The organism is Mesorhizobium sp. M0317, assembly GCF_040321555.1.
Lineage (GTDB): Bacteria > Pseudomonadota > Alphaproteobacteria > Rhizobiales > Rhizobiaceae > Mesorhizobium.
This window is the reverse complement of the sequence record NZ_JAMYRV010000027.1, coordinates 36822-53808: the sequence shown is the minus strand read 5'-3', so window position 1 is coordinate 53808 and position 16987 is coordinate 36822. Positions and strand designations below refer to the sequence as shown.

The following is a 16987-nucleotide window of genomic DNA, read 5'->3' as shown; positions in this document are numbered from 1 at the left end:
GTCCTCGTCAGGCAGCTTCGTTCATTCGCAGGAGCTTGGAGCCCCAGTCACCCGACACGATCGTCGTGATCGAGGCTGGATCGATGTCGAAGCGGAAGCAGTCGCCGACCGGCAAGCCAAGAACCTTGCAGACGGCGGCCTTGATGACGTCGGCGTGGCTGACCAGGGCGACACACTGATTCGGATGCCGCTCGCGTACTGCGTTCATCAGTGCGACGATCCGCTCCTGGACATCCAGCATGGTCTCGCCGCTCGGTGTCCTGGCCTCCTGCCGCTGGTCGTTCCACGCCCGCCAGCCGGCGTCGCCGTTCAACTCGTCGAAGGTCTTTCCCGACCAATCGCCGAAATCGATCTCGTCGAGTTCGGCGCAGATCGCGATTTCACCGACGCCGCAGGCAAGCGCGATCGGCACGGCCGTCTCTTGCGTACGCTCACGCGGGCTGCACAAGATGGCTTCAATCGGCTCCCGGGCCATGCGGCCACCAAGATGCGCGGCCTGCGCCTTCCCAGCCTCGCCAAGGCAAACGCCGTCCATTCGTCCTGCAAGATAGGAGCCGACATTGTCGTGCGCTGCATGACGGATCAAAAAGAAGGTTGTCGTCATTCCGCGGCATCCAGCAAAGGCTCGTCCTTGCCGGCGATGAAAGCGAGCGTGCGCTGCCGGGCTTCGGCGTCGGTGAACTGTTCGGGAGGCGACTTCATGAAATAGCTGCAGGGGCCGGTCAGTGCTCCCGCTATGCCGCGATCGAGCGCAAGCTTGGCGCAGCGTATCGCATCGATCACCACGCCGGCTGAATTTGGAGAATCCCAGACTTCCAGCTTGAGCTCGGCGTTGAGCGGCACGCCGCCGAAGGTCGTCCCTTCCACTCGGATATAGGCCCATTTGCGATCGGTCAGCCACGGTACGTGGTCGCTGGGTCCGACATGAATATTGCCCGGCTCCAGGGGAACATCGAACTGGCTGGCCACGGACTGGGTCTTGGAAATTTTCTTTGATTCCAGCCGCTCGCGTTCCAGCATGTTGAGGAAGTCGGTGTTGCCGCCGAAATTCAGCTGATAAGTGCGATCGATGCGCACGCCGCGCTCGCGGAAGAGATTGGCCAGCAGGCGGTGAACGATGGTCGCCCCGACCTGGCTCTTGATATCATCGCCGACCAGCGGCAGCCCTCGCTGCTCGAAGCGCCGGCGCCATTCCGGACGTGAGGCGATGAAAACGGGTATGCAGTTGACGAAGGCGCAGCCGGCCTCAAGCGCGCATTCGGCGTAGAAGCGCGTCGCCTCCTCGGAGCCCACCGGCAGGTAAGAGACCAGCACGTCGGCGCCGCTGTTGCGCAGGATTTCGCTGACGTCGGCAACCGGCTCCGGCGCCTCCTCGATTTCGTCGCGCAAGTATTTTCCGATGCCGTCAAGTGTCGGTCCGCGCTCGACGCGAACGCCGTTTGCCGCCGCATCGGCAAAGCGGAACGTGTTGTTCGGGGCGGCGTAGATTGCTTCAGCGACGTCGAGGCCAACCTTGCTCCTGGCGACGTCGAATGCGCAGACAATCTCGATGTCGTCGACATGGTAACCGCCGAGGTCGGCATGCATCAGCCCTGGGATTGGTTCGTTGCTTTTTGCGTGACGATAATAGGAGAGGCCCTGCACCAGGGAGGATGCGCAATTGCCGACCCCGACGATACCGACACGAACCTTTTTCGATCCCACGAAACTGCCGCCCTATGCTGTTCAAAGGTAAGTTCCTGCCGCCGAACCACCAGCGTGCCGGAATGTTCCTTGGCCTGCCGAAAAATTGCGCAAGACAGCATGGATCGAAGCAGCGCTGGCTGCGTTGCCGCAAGGCAAAGCATTGGAAAACCGGTCGATGATCGTTTACGGCGACCAGAAGCGGAGGCAGAGCGCAGAACGGCTTCGCGATGCTGCGAGCGAAGTTGCTCAAAGTCTGGACCGCATGGCTCATGGCGTCCGACGCCATGCCGCGTTGGTCGGCCTATTCATCAGCGTATCGGAACTGGTTCGCGCGCTTGCCGATGTCGATTTCGAGAACAGGGGCATCGACATCTTTTCGCCGCGGCAACAGCAAGGCGCCAGATTGCTGGTTGGTCTTGCGGCAGAGGTGGCGAAGTCGTGGCGAAGCGGTTTCGCCGTGGGCGGTGGCATCGAGCCGGGACTTCTCCAACTGCTGGACGGGTTGGATTGCGAGGCTGAGGTTCTGACCGGTTCTGCCGAGGGTTACGCGCATTACGCGCTTTATCCCGAAAGCTATTTGGGAGCGGCGCAGGAGTCAGGTCTCGATGCGAACACATGCGTGATCGGCATCCGCAGCATCGGCCTGGGGCTTGCCGCCATAGTGGCTGCCGCGATTGGCGCGCCGGCGCCGTTCAGCGTTCGTCCGGTCGGCCATCCTTTCCGCAGGCACATCAATGCCGATTCGCGCTCGATCGCTTCCTGGAAGAACAATCCATCGGCACGCTTCGCCGTTGTAGACGAAGGTCCCGGTCTGTCCGGCAGTTCGATGCACGCCGTCGTCGCGTGGCTGCGGGAACTGGGTATTGGTATGGACCGCATTCACCTGTTTCCCAGCCATCCTGGCAACCCGGGCATCGAAGCGTCACGGGAGGCCAGGGAGACATGGTCGCGCTGTCCGAAACATGTGGCGACGGCGCTCGAATGCACCTTCCCCGAAAGCTCGAACATTCCCACGCTGCGCGACTGGGTGGCCGAGGCGGTCGGCAGCCCCGAATTACGCCTGACCGAACTGTCTGGTGGCGAATGGAGGAGCGTCCACTACGTCGACGAAAAGCATTGGCCGCCGAGCCCGCGCGGCATCGAGCGGCGCAAATTCCTGGCGTCCGCGGGGTGTGGTCGCTGGCTCGTCAAATTCGCCGGCCTCGGCGAAACCGGACGGCGTAAGAGACGAGCCGCGGAAATGTTGGGGAAAGCCGGGTTCGGATCGCAAGTGGTCGGGCTTTGCCACGGCTTTCTGGTCGAACGGTGGATTGACGGCACCACGATGGACCAGGCGCCGCTGCCCAGAGGAAGGCTGCTCGCGGAGTTGGCGCGCTATCTAACCTGGCGGGCGCTCAATCTCCGAACCTGCGAACCGGGTGCATCATTGCTCGCACTCGCGGAAATGGCTGTTTCCAATACATCTGAAGCCCTGGGCGAGAACCGAGCGGCGACGTTGCGCGGTTGGCTCTCGAAAAAAGCCCCTGCGCATGTTCTGCAGCCGGTGGAAATCGACGGAAAGCTTCACGCGTGGGAGTTTCTCGTTTGTGCCGACGGCACGGTGCTCAAGACAGATGCCGTCGACCATTGCCGGGCACACGATTTGATTGGCTGCCAGCCGATAGAGTGGGACATTGCCGGCGCCCGTGTCGAATATGGACTATCCGACAGCGATGTGACGACATTGGTCGAGGGGATGGGGCTCGACATTGACAATGGCCACATCGATTTTTTCGAACCCTGCTATTTGGCGTTCCAAATCGGGCTCTGGAGCACGGCTGCGCAATCCGAAAATGGCCAGGAAAAAGCAAGGCTGGCCGCGACGGCAGACCGATACAGGGCGGGGTTGATACGGTTCCTGGACGACTCTCAGTTGTAACGTTTCGATCAATCCAGCCTTCGCAGCATGTCTGCTTCCTGCTCGAGAATAGCGGCCACTTCCTCGCGCTGCAGATGCGTCATCATCAGGCTGACGCAGCACTCGAGATAGGTAATGGAGGAGCGCCGCAGATAGGCAGCCGCCTCGCGTTCGGCAATCTTGTCGACATCCTTCGCGGGTCGCTTGGGTTGCATGAGGATGATCCTCCGTATCGGGTCCCTCCCGCCAAACTACAAGGTTGGATGGATGTTCCGCACGATCTCCGGGCAGGTCCGGCCGCGGCCCACGTCATGCAGGAAGGTTCTGCAGCCCGCCTGCGGGTCTCCTTTTGGCAAGGCCTGTCATCTGATCGCCGATGCCGGTGCCTTCGAGCGCCGCGAAATAATCGATCGTCAGCTTGAGCCCTTCGTTGAGCGGCACTCTCGGCGACCAGCCGAGCAGCGTTTTCGCACGCGAAATATCAGGCTGCCTGCGCCGAGGATCGTCTTGCGGCAGGGGCAGAAATTTCAGATCCGACTTAGTGCCGGTCATCGCCTTCACCAATGCCGCCAGTCGCACGATGGTGAATTCTCCGGGATTGCCCAGATTGACCGGCTTGCCCGGATTGGGGTCGATGTTCATCAGGCGCATCAATCCATCAATCAAGTCGGAGACATAGCAGAAGGATCGCGTCTGCTGGCCGTCGCCGAATATCGTCAGCGGACGCTTCTCGAGCGCCTGCATGATCAAATTCGAGACGATGCGACCGTCGGCCGGATCCATTCTCGGACCGTAGGTGTTGAAGATGCGCGCGACGCGGACGTCGGCCTTGCCGGCCCTTAGATAGTCGAAGCAAAGCGTTTCGGCGGTGCGCTTGCCCTCGTCGTAGCAGGCGCGTGGGCCGGTGCAGTTCACATGACCGACATAATCCTCCCTTTGCGGGTGTTGTTCCGGATCGCCATACACTTCGCTCGTCGAGGCCTGCAGCAGTCGCGCGTCATTGCGGACAGCGAGTTCGAGCAGGTTGAGGGTTCCGATCACGCAGGTACGCGTGGTGTGTATCGGGTCGGCCTGATAACGCGGCGGTGAGGCGGCGCAGGCCAGGTTGAAGATGTGATCCACGGGCTCGCCGAGATCCAATGGCCGGCAGATGTCCTGCTCGATCAACCGGAAACCCGGCCGGTCCATGATCGAGATGATGTTTTCCATGCGCCCGGTCAGAAAATTGTCAACGCAGATCACGCGCCAGCCGTTGCGGAGCAATACTTCGCAAAGATGCGAACCGAGGAAACCCGCGCCGCCGGCAACAAGCACCGTCTTTGCCCTGTGCGCCTTTCTTGTCTGTCGCATCGCTGTTTTCTCCTGTCTGCCGTTCATGCTGCACTTCCAATGTCGAGATCGAGGGCCGTCGCCCTTGGTTGGGTCAGCGCCGCCACGAATTCGCGAGCCCTGGCCCCACCGGTGTGGGAAGCGAGGACGAGTTTGCGAGCCCGGCCGGCCATGGCCAGGCGTGCGCGCTCGGACTCGCCAACGAGGATATCGATGACTTCGTCCGTCTCCGCGGCGGTGTGGATCGCCGATGCGGGAAAGAAGCTGTCGAGCCCTGGCCAGCGGTCGCTGACGATGGGCGTGCCGCAAGCCGCCGCTTCGAACAGGCGCACGCTGGGCGACCATCCTGCGGTGATCATGGAACTGCGTGTGACATTCAGCGTGTAGCGCTGACGGCTATAGAACGCGGCGTGATCGGCTGGCGGCAAATGTTCGATGCGTTCGACATTGTCCGGCCAGATGATGTCGGATGGATATTGGGAGCCGGCCACGACGAAACGGAGGTTCGGCATATGCCGTGCGGGCTCGAGCAGCAGAGCGTTCAGCGTTGTCTGCCGGTCCATGCTGTAGGTGCCGAGATAGCCGAGATCCCAGCGGATCGGATCTCCTGTCGGGTGATGCCGTTCCGGATCGACCGAACAATAGAGAGGTTCGGCATGGCGCGCGCCGAAGTCTTGCGCCAGATGGCTGAGCGTTGGTCCGCCGGTGAAGGAGAAATAGACATCGAAATACGGAATTTGCCGCGAACTCAGATAATCGCAATCGTCGGCTGAAAGCTTGGCCAGGGTCACCGGGGTGTCGATGTCGTAAAAGCAGAGCTGCCCCTTGCAAAGCGAGGCGACGATGTCGATGACCTGGCGTCCTTCTGGAACAAAGGATCCGATGACAATGATGTCGGCCTGCTCCAGGCACTGTGCGTAGTCGCGTTGCAGCTCCGCAGTGGTTTCGTAGTAGCGCAAGGCGCAGAACTCCGGATCGCGCAGATCGCGGTGATTGGCGTACCAGGGCACGTTGCGCTCCAGAAAAGTCACCCGGTGACCGAGTCCGTGCAAGCCTTTCAAAAGACCCCGGAAAGTCGTGGCGTGGCCGTTTCCCCAGGATGAGGACAGCGACAGGCCGAGAAAGACGATGTCCAGTTTCTTGGTCATTCCGCTGCCTCCACGGCCCCGTGCTCGAAATGACGTTTGAAGACGGCATCCGCCACATCCGCCCGAAGCGCGTAGGTATGGTCCGCCAGCACGCGGTGAAGTGCGGCTTGGCCGATTGCCTTGGCCCGCCCGGGGGTCAGCGAGCGCATTATTTCGGCGACATCGCCGCCGTCACGCGCGACCAGGATCTCCTCGCCTGGTTTCAGGAACAGTTCCACGCCCAGCCATGCATCCGTGATGAGACAGGCGCCCGCGCCGGCCGCCTCGAACACTCGCGTGGCCGGTGAAAAACCGTTGGCGGCCATGCTGTCGCGGCTGATGTTCAACACGGCTTTTGGGGTGACATTGAAGGCGTTGTGATCGCGGGTGCCGACATGGCCGAGCCAGCCTACATTGGTGGGGAGCGGCTTGTCGCCCCAACCCGAGCCTCCGAGCAGGAAACGCTGTTTCGGCAGCTGGCTGGCGGGATCGAGGAAAAACGATTCGACACGCGCTTCACGGTCCGGCAGCCGGTTTCCGAGGAACGCCAGGTCGCAGGCAAAACGCGCTTTGCTGGCGACCGGATGGTGCGTTTCGGGATCGAGCGCATTGTAGATGGGCACGCACTCCTTGGCGCCCATGGCACGATAGGCCCAGACAACGGGATCGCCGCCACCATAGGTCAGCACGAGGTCGATCTCCTGCAGTGCACGATGGAGCGGGTGGTCCGGCTCGTCGCGCAACTGGGCAAGCGTGGCTGGCGCATCCACGTCCCAGAATACGACAAGCGCGTCGCTGCGGGCTTGGTCGAGAACGGCGCGAAGCAGCGCCTCGTCTTCGAAACCGACGCCACTCGCCTTGACGACGATGTCGGCGCCGGCGGCACGTGCCGCCACCTGCATCAGCGCATGCTGGGTCGCTTCATAAACGACGACAGTGCACCAGTCGGGCGCTTCGATGTCGCGGTTCTTCTGCCGGTCGTAGACATCGGGTTCGTAGAACGTGATCTCGTAACCCAATTGCGAAAGTGCCTTGAGCAAACCGCGATAGTACGTCGCGGCACCGTTCCAGTAGGACGACAAAAGGCTCGATCCATAGAATGCGATTTTCATGCGACGGCTTCCTTTGCGGCTGTCGGGACGGCGGTGTGTCGGTTCGCGCATTGCGTGAGCACGCCGAGCAACTCGTCGACGCGGTGGCGGCAGGTGTGCCGCGAGCGGATGGTCTCGAGACCCGAGGTCACCAGGGAGGCCGCAAAGTCCTCGTCGGACAACACCGTCCGAAGCTGTTGCCGCATTTGCGAGCCATTCTCGGCAAACAGGAAGTCGATACCGGGCCTGAAAAGCTGCTCGACATCGGACCATGGCGCTGAAATCAGCGGAATGCCGCAGGCGAGTGCCTCGAACATGCGGATCGTCGGGATACCGGGCAACCTCTCGCGATAGGGGCGCCGTGGGATGTGAACGGTGACCCGATGCGCGGCGAAGGCCTTCGGCACGTCGGCATTGGCGATCCACCCCTCATAGCGCAGTCCGGCGGTGGCCAGATCCGCGAGTGCGGTCTTGGGGTAGCGTACGCCGTAAACAGCGGCATCAAGGCCGAGATCGTGCACCGGCTCGATCAGAAACTCCTTGAGTTCGGCGGTCCGCTCATCATCGCCCCAGTTGCCGATCCAGACCAGATCGGAGGTGGGGTGGATCTCCGGGTGCGGCTTGAACAGGCGATCGTCCGCCGCTTCATGCCAGGTGAAGACGCGCTTGCCCCAGCCGGCGCGCAGATAGCTCTCGCGCAAGGTCTCGCCAAAGGCGAGAACGCCGTCATAGTGCTCCAGCCGGAGCGCCGAGAGCGCCTCGGTCGCCGACACGGCCCGGTGATGGGTGTCATGAAAAAGAAGGATGAAGTTGCCGCCGGCGGCCCGGGCACGGCCAATACGTGCGACAAGCTCCGGATCCGTCCACTCATGAACGATCACAACGTCGGCCTCGGCGATCCAGGCTTCGTGATCAAATCCGGCATCGTAGGTCACCGGCATCAGTTCGGGAAAATCCTTGCGGAAGCGTTCGATGGCGAACGACCCCTTCTCAGCCAGCAGATTCGACCGGCTCCAGCCATTCGCCGGCTCCAGCGCAATCGCCTGATGCCGGCGCTGGACCAGCTCTCGCATAACGCCGCGCAGGAAATGGGCATTGCCATGGTTCCAGTCGGAAACGACCGAGTGGGTGTAGAACACAAAGCGCATGATCAGCGCTCCGCCATCGCTAAGGCCGCTTTGTCGTAGACGCCGCGCATAGCCGCTGCCTGCTTTGTCAGCCTAAACCTGCGGCTGCGTCGGATGGCTGCCTGGCCAAGCTCTCGCCGGAGCTCGGCATCGCTGGAGAGACGATTGAGGCAGGCAGCGAGATCGTGCGGATCGCGCGCGTCAAAGAATATCGCGGCCCCGTCCCATAGTTCGCGATAGGTGGTGGTATCGGAAAGCACCAGGGGCGTAGCCGACATGGCGGCTTCCAGCGCGGCCAGGCCGAATGGCTCGTAGAGCGATGGCGACACGAAAATACCCGCGCGAGCCATCAACGAACGCACCTCGTCGGATGGCACTGCTCCGAGAGCAACAGCATGGCTGAAGCTGGCATGCTCGCCGTTTGGGCCGTTCGTCGGACCGGCGGCAAACAGAGGCCATCGCGTCAGGGACGCCGCCTGGTCGATCACCGCCGCATTTTTGCCCTCGTCCCACCAGCGGGCAGCGGCGAAGACGAGCGGTTGGCGCTTTTCGGTCTTCGGCAGAGGACGGGCACCATTTCTGACCACACTCAAGCGCGCGATCGGGCCGTAGCAGGTCTCAAGCATGTCGGCATGGCTGCGGCTCGGCGCGATGACCGCGTCGGCCCGATCCATGCCGCGTCTGTTACGCTCCTTCTGCCAGGCCCATGCGCCATCCGCCGCCTGTCCTCTGACCGCATGGAACCAGGTCGTCACGCAGGAATGGGAGACCACCACGACCGGGCATGGCGCGTCGAATCCCGCCGCCTGCGAAGGCGCGTTGAAATGGACAAGGTCGATGGCGTGGTCGCGCATGGGCGCATGCAACTCCCGCGGCAGCGCGTCGAGATCACCGCCGTTGCGGGTCATCCAATCCGGCGGCGTGTTCAGCCAGATCAGCTTCGCGAAAGCCTCCGCCTCGTCGGCCTGCTGCCTGGACGGTGGCGGACCGAGACCGGCAAGCACTACGCTATCGCCGCCGTTGACAAGTTCCCTGGCCAGGTCGAGCGCATAGCGCCACACGCCGCCCACGGCATCGACCGTCATCAGGATGCGCCGCGAGCGCGGCGTCAGTGTCCGCAACATGTCGCCTCCAGTTCCGCCAGCGGACGCGGGCGCCTTTCCTGGATGTCGCTGAACTTCTGGAATGATGCGAGATAGTGATCATGGGCGCGCTCCCAGGCGAGGTCGTCGGGTTCGCCCCAAAGCTCGCGATAGCTTGGCGAACTCGGATATGGATAAAGCGGTACGGGTTCATTGGCCCACACGCCGTTGTCGATGAGGTGCGTTCGCCAGTAGTCGACAAGGGCAGGGTCATCCTCGACGACGCCGATCAGATTGGCCTGTACGAACGGAACGTGACGCCTGGCATTGACGAGCAGCGCGGCGAGTTCCTCGGTACCCAGCCGGCAGCGCTTTGCCAGCATCGCACGACCTTCCACGGTCAGGCTTTCGAGACCGGCCTCGATGGAGACGCAGCCGGCCGCACCAAGCAGTTCCAGCAGCTCGGGTTTCCAGAGGTCGATGCGGGTCTGCACACCGAACTTCACGTCGCGATCGATCAACGCTTCCAACAGCGCTTTTTGCGGCAGGAAGATTTCATCGATGAAATAAATGTAGCCGACGCCCTGGGCAATCAGCCCATCGATTTCCGCTATGACCGCCTCGTGGTTTCGACGGCGATAGGAATCGCGGAAATCGATCTTGGCGCAGAAGCTGCAATTGTAGGGACAGCCGCGCGATGCTTCGACCTCCGCGCCGAACCCAACCTGCTTGTCATCGAACCTGTGATGGTGGTGCGAATGGGCTGCAATCCAGTCTGATGGCCATTGGAGTGGCGGATGATCGACAAACGAGCTGGCGTGGACGCCGCCGTTCAAAACCACCTTGGCGTCGCGCAGGTAAGCGGTCGAGGGGACCGCGCTCCAGTCGTCGCGCCGGGCAAGTTCCGCGACGATTTCCTCGCATTCGCCGCGCACAACAATGTCGACGCCAAGCTTGCGCAAGGTTGGCGCGGGCGTAGCCGAGCCATGCGGCCCGACCGCGACTGTGCGTCCACCGCGCCCGGCGAGACGGTTGAGGAAATCGGCCGGCACGCGCAACTCGGGTGGTGCGCAGCGCCAGAACAGATAAGTCGGGGCGGTACTGACGACCGTCATTGCCGGCGCGAAATCAGCCACACGCTCGGAGAGGTCCGAGTTTTCGAGCTCCTGCAATTGCCCATCCAGCATCAGCACCTCATGGCCGGCTGTTTCGAGCAGGGATTTCGAATAGCCGAGTTCCAGCGGGAGATGTGGTTGGCGGCAGCCGAAATAGATGCTGTCGTCATAGGTCCAGAACGGGTTTACCAGGGCGATTTTCATGCGACGTACCTCACGACTTCGGGGCGAGGCTGGAGCCGGTGTTGTTGCAGCCAGTCTGCGAGATCGCGAATGCCTTCGCGCCATGAAACACGAGCTTTCCAGCCAAGCATCGCTTTGATCTTGCGGGTGTCGGCGACGAAGAAGGGCTGATCGCCGGTGCGTTCGTCATCATGGCGGATCGAAAGCTCATGGCCGGTCAAGCTACGGATCTCGCTCAACAGCATGCGCAGGCTGATCGCATTATCGGGGCCGCCGCCAAGATTGAATGCCTGGCCTTTGGTCGTCTCGATACGATCGAGCGTGGCCCTGTAGGCGGCGACCGCATCGGAGACATGCAGTATATCGCGCACTTGTCTGCCGTCGCCGTAAATGGTGATTGGACGTCCCGTCAGCGCACTCAGCAGGAAGTGCGCGACCCAGCCTTGATCCTCGGTTCCGAACTGGCGCGGCCCGTAGATGCAGCTCATCCGCAGCACCGCCGTGGGCATGCCGTAGGATTTGGCATAGTCGAGCACATATTGGTCCGCCGCGCCTTTGGAGCAGCCATAGGGCGTGCAGAAATCCAGGCCGTGGGTCTCGTCGATGCCATTCGCTTGGATGATGCCGTCGCAAGGCAGGTAACGATCGCCGTCCTCGCGCACCGCGACGTCGGGCAGACTGCCATAGACCTTGTTGGTGCTGGCGAAGACCACCGGAACAAACTCACTGCTCAGCCGCGCCGCCTCGAGGACATTGAAGGTTCCTCGAAGGTTGATATCGAAATCCTCGTCCGGTTGGACCAGGCTCGTTGTGACGGCGGTTTGCGCGGCCAGATGGAAGATCGCCTTGGAACTCTTCAGAACGGGCGCAAGCGCGTTGGCGTCGCGCACGTCAATGGTTTCGACCATGAGGCGGCTGCCGTGTTTCTGCGCCAGCCAGTCAAGGTTCTGTTCGACGCCGGGGCGGCTGAGATTGTCGATCACCAGCACCGGCTCGCCATCCGACAACAGGCTGTCGGCCAGGTTCGATCCTATGAAGCCGCTGCCGCCGACAATGGCGACCGGCGCGTCGCGTCGATTGCGCGTATTCATGACACCAGCCCACGTTCTTCAAGCTCGCGTTTCATGTCGGCGCCGCGGTCGATGGCGGACGAGTTGCGCACCCAGGAAACGAAATCGGCGAGCGAATTCTCCAGTTGCTGCCTCGGCTCGAAACCGAGCAGCTCACGGGCCTTGGAAATATCGGCGAAGCAGTTGCGGATATCCCCGGAGCGCGCCTTGCCGAGCAACTCTGGCGAGCGGTCCGGCGTTCCCATGGCCTCGGCAAGTACCCGCGCGACGTCGCTGATAGCATAGGCTCGACCGCTGCCGATGTTGATGACGTGACCCCTTGCCTGGCGTTGCTGCAGCGCAAGACGAAAGGCGCGGGCGACGTCATCCACATGGACGAAATCGCGTTTCTGTTCGCCATCCTCGAAGATCATTGGACGTTGGCCGTTGGCGAGACGCGAAGCAAAATTGGCCAACACGCCGGTATAGGGGTTCGATAACGCCTGGCCGGCGCCGAATACGTTGAACAGGCGCAGCGCGACCGCATCGATGCCATAGGCTTCGCCGAAGATCAGCACGGCGCGTTCCTGGGCGTATTTCGTCAGTGCATAGATAGAGGCGAGATCGACCGGCTTTTCCTCGTCCGTCGGCAGGGGGGAGAGGGGTTCGCCTTCCGGCGACAGCGGATTCCACTGTCCGTTTTTGATGTCGCTCGCCTTGCGCCGGGCATTGTCGATGCGCCGGCCGTCCGATGTAGCATAGAGGCCCTCGCCATAGACACTCATCGATGAGGCGACGACAATGCGCTCGACCGGGTGTTTGATCAGCGCCTCGAGCAGCGTCGCGGTGCCGAGATCGTTGGTGCCGACATAGCGCGCGATCTCGTACATCGACTGTCCGACGCCGACTTCCGCGGCTAGATGAATGACCGCGTCAACGCCTTCCAGCGCCTTGGCGACCGCCTCCCGGTCCCGAATGTCGCCCTTGATCAGCTCGGCCCCGGCGGGAAGGGCGACTGTTTCGCCTGCGTGCACCTGCTCCAGCAGCACATCCAAAATGCGAACCGAATAATCCTGCTCGATGAGTTCCTGGGCGACATGCCGGCCAATGAAGCCGCAGCCCCCTGTAACCAATATCCGTTTCACGACCACTCCTCAGACAGGTAATCTTGGCGACCCGAACTTTTCGGCAAAAGGTTTGTTCCCTTGGCTTCAACAAAGTTCCTTTGGCCGGCTTCGTTCGGAAGCAGCCACATCGCGCTCGCCGCGCCGTGCCGGAACATTGCCGCGCTTGTGCTGTTAGGACGCCGGCAGCCCCGACGATGCCCGATGTTGGCAACGCCGATGATCAAAGGAGATTTCAATGTCCCAGTCGCAAACGACCACCAATCACGACGAAATCCGCAAATGGGCCGAGGAGCGGGATGGACGGCCGGCAGTGGTTCGCACCAAAGGCGCGGGCGGCATCCTGCGGATCGACTTCGGCAAACCCGAGGAAGCATTCGAGCCGGTCGAATGGGACGAGTTCTTCCGCATATTCGACGAGAACGATCTGGCCTTTCTTTACCAGTCCAAGACTGGTGACGGACAAACCAGCCGTTTCAACAAGTTCGTAGAGCGCAACCAGAAAGGCGAATGACGCACTTCGAGCCGGCCGATTTGCCTGACCTGGTTCTCGGGCAAATTTTTCTGGATGCAGTGGAACAATAGAGCGCTCCGATCCTTCGGTCGCTGAACCACAGCCGCAGTAAGGATCGAAGGCCTGGGCCTGAGCGCAGGAGGCGGCGGGGCTGGATAGGCGTCAAAAGCTGGAAACCCGCTACTCGTCCTGCCGTGAAACCAAAACGCCGCTCATCAGTCGTCCTGCTGCTTGCGGTGGCGGTGTTTTTCGATTTCCTCGGGCTCTTCATCGTCGATCCGCGTGATGTTCGAGGCATTGTGGTCTGATCGCAGGATCTCATCCAGTTTGGCGTGAATGGCCTGAGTGTCGCGGTGCTCGGCACGCTGGATGAACAGCGTCATGGCCCACGTAAACAAGGTAGCCGCTCCATGCCAGTCCAGGGTCTGTCGCTCGAAGATCATCCAAAGGATTGCGTAGACCAACAGGATCAGGAATGCCGCGGGGCGGGAGGTTAATGTGCCGATTGAGGTAAGCACGCCGGTGACGGGACGATTGGCCATGCGAAAGAACTCGCGGCAGTGACCGTGGTTCCCGACCGCAGTGCATCGCGCCGGCACGAGCCAGCTAGGCGCGACGGATGAATTCACGGCGCAGTGCTTGCCGATCGCAGCTACAACGATGACCACTCGATTGCCGGGCGCGCAATCATCAGCCAGAAAATGGCGAGCACGGCGCCGAAAGCTGGGAAGCCGAAGACAAACCAGCGTCTGAACAGCTGATGGTAGCGCTCGGGAGGAGGTTGGTTGGAGAGTGCGGCCTGTGTGGCTAGATTTCGCATCTCGATCTGCATCCACACGACAGGCAGCCAGAACAGGCCCGTCAAGATGTAGAGCAGGATCGAGAGAACGATCCATCCTTCGGACAGCGAATACCCCGCAACCCTAGCGAGGCCCAGTCCGGTCAGAGGTTGTGCGATAACGGCCGTAGCCGTGAACAGGAAATCAGCCAGCACGACAATGCGGGCGACGGCTGCGATCGTCGCGGCATTCCCGGTCCGGTGTCCCAAAAGCATGAAAAAAGCAATGCCGGCACCAGTTCCGAGCAGCACAGCAGCGCCGATCACGTGCAGGTATTTAAGCACGAAGTACGTCATCAGCGTTCCTCCAGAATGGCCAGCGCTGCAAAATGCAGAACGAGGATCGGGAGGATTTTGATCAACGGCCCGAGTGGCTCAAGCCAAAGATCCGGCCGCAGAATGCTCCCAGCGATCGCATAGAAAAGCGATACCGCGATTGCGCCGAAAAGACCAAGCCGGCTGGTTGGGCGCCAGGCGATAAGCGCCCCGACGGCGATGTCAGCCAGCGCGCCGGCGACTACCGCCGGTTCGGCCAAGGGGCCGGCAGCAGTGCCAATCAGCAAATCAACTCCGCTGCGCCAGCCGGCAGTGAGGGAAATGATGCCCGTCATGATCCAGAAGAGCGGCAAGATCACAAAGAGCGCCGGCTTGACGAAGTAAAGACCGGCGAACCATCGCTCCTGCACCGCCGCAGGATTTAAACGCAGTGCAGATGTAAGACTTGATGGTTGAATGCCGGTCGCCGTCATCCAGGGTTGGGGATCGCCGACAGCGCCACGGGCAATCTCTTTTGCTGCATTGCTGCGCATCGGCGGGCGCCAGCCCAGCTGAGCCGCGGCATCCCCGAACCTGTACAAGATAGCTGCGGCCCAATTGGGCAAGATGAACTCCCGAGCACTGCTCCATCCGAACCAGCGGCGATAGCGACCCACGACCTCGCTCATCGAAAGTGCCTCGGGCCCAGCCAGGTCCAGCGTGAGGTGCGATGGGCTGCCGGGTTTGAGGAAGAACAGGACGGTGGAGATCACGTCATCGAGTTGGACGACTTGGAGACGGCCCGTGTCGGGCATCAACGGCAAGAGCGGCAACGCCGCGAGGCCGCGAAAAAGTGCACTTGCGCCGAAGGCCGGCCTTCCCAGTACTACGGAGGGGCGCAGGATGACCCAGTCAAGGCTACGTGCCATCAGTGCCTCATCGCCGGCGAGCTTGCTGGCGGAAAAGGCGGACGGCTGCTGGCGATCGACCCCGATGGCAGAAAAGTGGATCACCTTATTCACACCTGCGTGCTCACACGCGGTGAAGAGAGCCGAGGCGCCGGTAGAATGGACATGCCGGGTGTTTTCCCGGGCACTATCCTGCAGGACGCCGGCACAGTTTACGACGGCGTCCACACCGGCGAGATAGGGGGTCCAGTCCTGAGGTCGCAAGGCCCGCGCCATATCCAGGGAAACGGTTTGGATCTCCGGGTGGACGCCAGTGTCTGCGTGGTGAAGCACGCGGACCACTTCATGACTCTCGCCGGCCAGGCGCGCGCAAAGCGCGGCTCCAATCAGACCTGACGCGCCGGTGACGAGAATTTTCATTCCTTCCTCCAGCCGTTCGCCAGCGCGTGCCCGTCCATCAACCCAGCGGCTGCGCCTGGGAGAACTCTAGCAAAGCCGAAGCCGGTAGTCTCACGCCGGGTGGAACAGGTTCCGGGCATCAACGCAGCCAAAGGTGAGCCGGTACGGTGCGTTCGCATCTGCAGGTCAACTTCGCCGGAAGTTCGTCGCCGGCTCGGCGCAATCGCGGAGGTCGTTATGAATGTGAGTTGCAGCCTTGGCGGCGTCTCCGAACGCAACAGCAATTTGATTGAGCCCCTCGGCCACGTCGCCAATGGCATAGAGTCCTGGCGTTGAAGTCTCAAGGTGTCGGTTGACCAGGACATAGCCTTCTGCGTCACAGTTAGCCCCCAGAGCAACCGCGAGTTCGGAGCGTACGTCGCTGCCCATCGAAGGGTACACCACATCGATGTTGCGCATCGGGGCGCCCTCGGCCATGACGACATCGAACCCGGTTCGTCGAGGGATCAGGTCATCGACAGCGTCCCAGATTTCAACTCCGCCTGCCAAGGCGGCGCCGCGGGCAGCTTCGGAAACATCATCCTGGTTATTGGCGAGCAAGGCGACCTGACTGCCATATCCCTTCAGGAACAGAGCCTCCCTGACGGCGAGATGCTCCGGACCAACAACGCCGATGCGGCTACCCCGGGCCTCATATGCATCGCAAACCGGGCACAGTCTGACAATGCCGGTTGCGATCGCCTCCTCCAGTCTTTCAATGGGAGGTGCCTTGTCCACAATGCCCGTTGCCAGAATCACGCGCCTTGCTTGGACAATCCCGCAGGTTGTCGTCAGGACAAAAAAAACCTCGCGTTTTTCGGCGTGGCCTACGCAACCATGGACAAGGCTCGCGCCGTATAGCTGTGCCTGGGCTCGTAGGCGGCCGAGCAGTTCTTCCCCGCTGATGCCGTCGGGGAAGCCGGGACAGTTGCGGGATTTTGGGATGAGCTTGGCACGCGCATGCCCCGCGTCGAGCGAGATCACCGAACGCAGAAACCTGGCTAAATACATGGCTGCAGCGAGCCCCGCGGGGCCGCCGCCGACGATGGCAACGTCAAAAACTTGTTCGCCCGAAAAACTTGGTTCGCCCGAAAAGCTTGGCATAGGGCCTAACTTCAACTCAACAAGCTTGTTCCACAGGGTCGAAATGGACGCAATCAGGATGCACACTGCGCGATAAGAGTGAACTCCAATCGAGTCGTGAAGAGAAAGGCCACTGCCTCA

17 protein-coding genes are annotated in these 16987 nt (G+C 61.7%); 2 read left to right on the top strand and 15 right to left on the bottom strand.

Annotation, left to right across the window (positions count from 1 at the left end):
• Nucleotides 1-7 precede the first annotated feature (7 nt).
• Both NKI88_RS19270 and NKI88_RS19265 read right to left on the bottom strand, forming a co-directional pair.
• A complete protein-coding gene (locus tag NKI88_RS19270) occupies nt 8-604 on the bottom strand; it encodes a histidine phosphatase family protein (RefSeq protein ID WP_023667978.1) in 597 nt (198 codons plus the stop codon).
• A complete protein-coding gene (locus tag NKI88_RS19265) occupies nt 601-1704 on the bottom strand; it encodes an inositol-3-phosphate synthase (RefSeq protein WP_023681094.1) in 1104 nt (367 codons plus the stop codon). Before NKI88_RS19265 ends, NKI88_RS19270 begins: the two co-directional genes overlap by 4 nt.
• Before the next feature lie 85 nt (nt 1705-1789).
• Here NKI88_RS19265 and NKI88_RS19260 point away from each other — a divergent pair, with 85 nt between their 5' ends.
• Nucleotides 1790-3604, top strand: a complete 1815-nt coding sequence (locus NKI88_RS19260; RefSeq protein WP_352656612.1) for a hypothetical protein — start codon at nt 1790-1792, stop codon at nt 3602-3604.
• Between the two features lie 8 nt (nt 3605-3612).
• Here the strand turns inward: NKI88_RS19260 and NKI88_RS19255 are convergent, their stop codons facing one another.
• From NKI88_RS19255 to NKI88_RS19215, 9 genes are all read right to left on the bottom strand, one after another.
• A complete protein-coding gene (locus NKI88_RS19255) occupies nt 3613-3798 on the bottom strand; it encodes a hypothetical protein (RefSeq protein WP_023667982.1) in 186 nt (61 codons plus the stop codon).
• 94 nt (nt 3799-3892) lie between these two features.
• Nucleotides 3893-4933 (bottom strand): UDP-glucuronic acid decarboxylase family protein, encoded by a 1041-nt coding sequence (locus tag NKI88_RS19250; RefSeq protein ID WP_023681096.1) that lies wholly within the window; start codon nt 4931-4933, stop codon nt 3893-3895.
• Between the two features lie 23 nt (nt 4934-4956).
• On the bottom strand, nt 4957-6060 hold the full coding sequence (locus NKI88_RS19245) for a CgeB family protein (protein ID WP_352512445.1): 1104 nt from the start codon (nt 6058-6060) through the stop codon (nt 4957-4959).
• Nucleotides 6057-7151: a CgeB family protein gene (locus tag NKI88_RS19240; protein WP_352656610.1), complete on the bottom strand. Its 1095-nt coding sequence runs from the start codon at nt 7149-7151 to the stop codon at nt 6057-6059. The genes NKI88_RS19245 and NKI88_RS19240 overlap by 4 nt, the downstream gene beginning before the upstream one ends.
• On the bottom strand, nt 7148-8278 hold the full coding sequence (locus NKI88_RS19235) for a CgeB family protein (protein ID WP_352656609.1): 1131 nt from the start codon (nt 8276-8278) through the stop codon (nt 7148-7150). Before NKI88_RS19235 ends, NKI88_RS19240 begins: the two co-directional genes overlap by 4 nt.
• A 2-nt stretch (nt 8279-8280) precedes the next feature.
• Nucleotides 8281-9381: a glycosyltransferase family 4 protein gene (locus NKI88_RS19230; RefSeq protein WP_352656607.1), complete on the bottom strand. Its 1101-nt coding sequence runs from the start codon at nt 9379-9381 to the stop codon at nt 8281-8283.
• The gene (locus NKI88_RS19225) at nt 9366-10658 is read right to left on the bottom strand and encodes a TIGR04295 family B12-binding domain-containing radical SAM protein (RefSeq protein WP_352656605.1); all 1293 of its coding nucleotides are present in this window, start codon (nt 10656-10658) and stop codon (nt 9366-9368) included. The genes NKI88_RS19230 and NKI88_RS19225 overlap by 16 nt, the downstream gene beginning before the upstream one ends.
• A complete protein-coding gene (locus NKI88_RS19220) occupies nt 10655-11728 on the bottom strand; it encodes a GDP-mannose 4,6-dehydratase (protein WP_352656603.1) in 1074 nt (357 codons plus the stop codon). The genes NKI88_RS19225 and NKI88_RS19220 overlap by 4 nt, the downstream gene beginning before the upstream one ends.
• Nucleotides 11725-12831, bottom strand: a complete 1107-nt coding sequence (locus NKI88_RS19215) for an NAD-dependent epimerase/dehydratase family protein (protein ID WP_023681102.1) — start codon at nt 12829-12831, stop codon at nt 11725-11727. The genes NKI88_RS19220 and NKI88_RS19215 overlap by 4 nt, the downstream gene beginning before the upstream one ends.
• A 217-nt stretch (nt 12832-13048) precedes the next feature.
• On the opposite strand from NKI88_RS19215, the gene NKI88_RS19210 reads away from it, so the two are divergent.
• Nucleotides 13049-13324, top strand: a complete 276-nt coding sequence (locus NKI88_RS19210) for a hypothetical protein (protein ID WP_023667991.1) — start codon at nt 13049-13051, stop codon at nt 13322-13324.
• A 215-nt stretch (nt 13325-13539) separates the two neighbouring features.
• Here NKI88_RS19210 and NKI88_RS19205 read toward each other — a convergent pair whose 3' ends face one another.
• The 4 genes from NKI88_RS19205 to NKI88_RS19190 form a co-directional block, all read right to left on the bottom strand.
• Entirely contained in the window at nt 13540-13866 is a 327-nt protein-coding gene (locus NKI88_RS19205) for a low affinity iron permease family protein (RefSeq protein WP_352656601.1), read from the bottom strand.
• A 110-nt stretch (nt 13867-13976) separates the two neighbouring features.
• Nucleotides 13977-14459, bottom strand: a complete 483-nt coding sequence (locus NKI88_RS19200) for a DUF2269 family protein (RefSeq protein WP_352656599.1) — start codon at nt 14457-14459, stop codon at nt 13977-13979.
• Nucleotides 14459-15745: an SDR family oxidoreductase gene (locus NKI88_RS19195; protein ID WP_031204098.1), complete on the bottom strand. Its 1287-nt coding sequence runs from the start codon at nt 15743-15745 to the stop codon at nt 14459-14461. The genes NKI88_RS19200 and NKI88_RS19195 overlap by 1 nt, the downstream gene beginning before the upstream one ends.
• A 165-nt stretch (nt 15746-15910) precedes the next feature.
• Nucleotides 15911-16867, bottom strand: a complete 957-nt coding sequence (locus tag NKI88_RS19190) for an NAD(P)/FAD-dependent oxidoreductase (RefSeq protein ID WP_352444632.1) — start codon at nt 16865-16867, stop codon at nt 15911-15913.
• Nucleotides 16868-16987 lie beyond the last annotated feature (120 nt).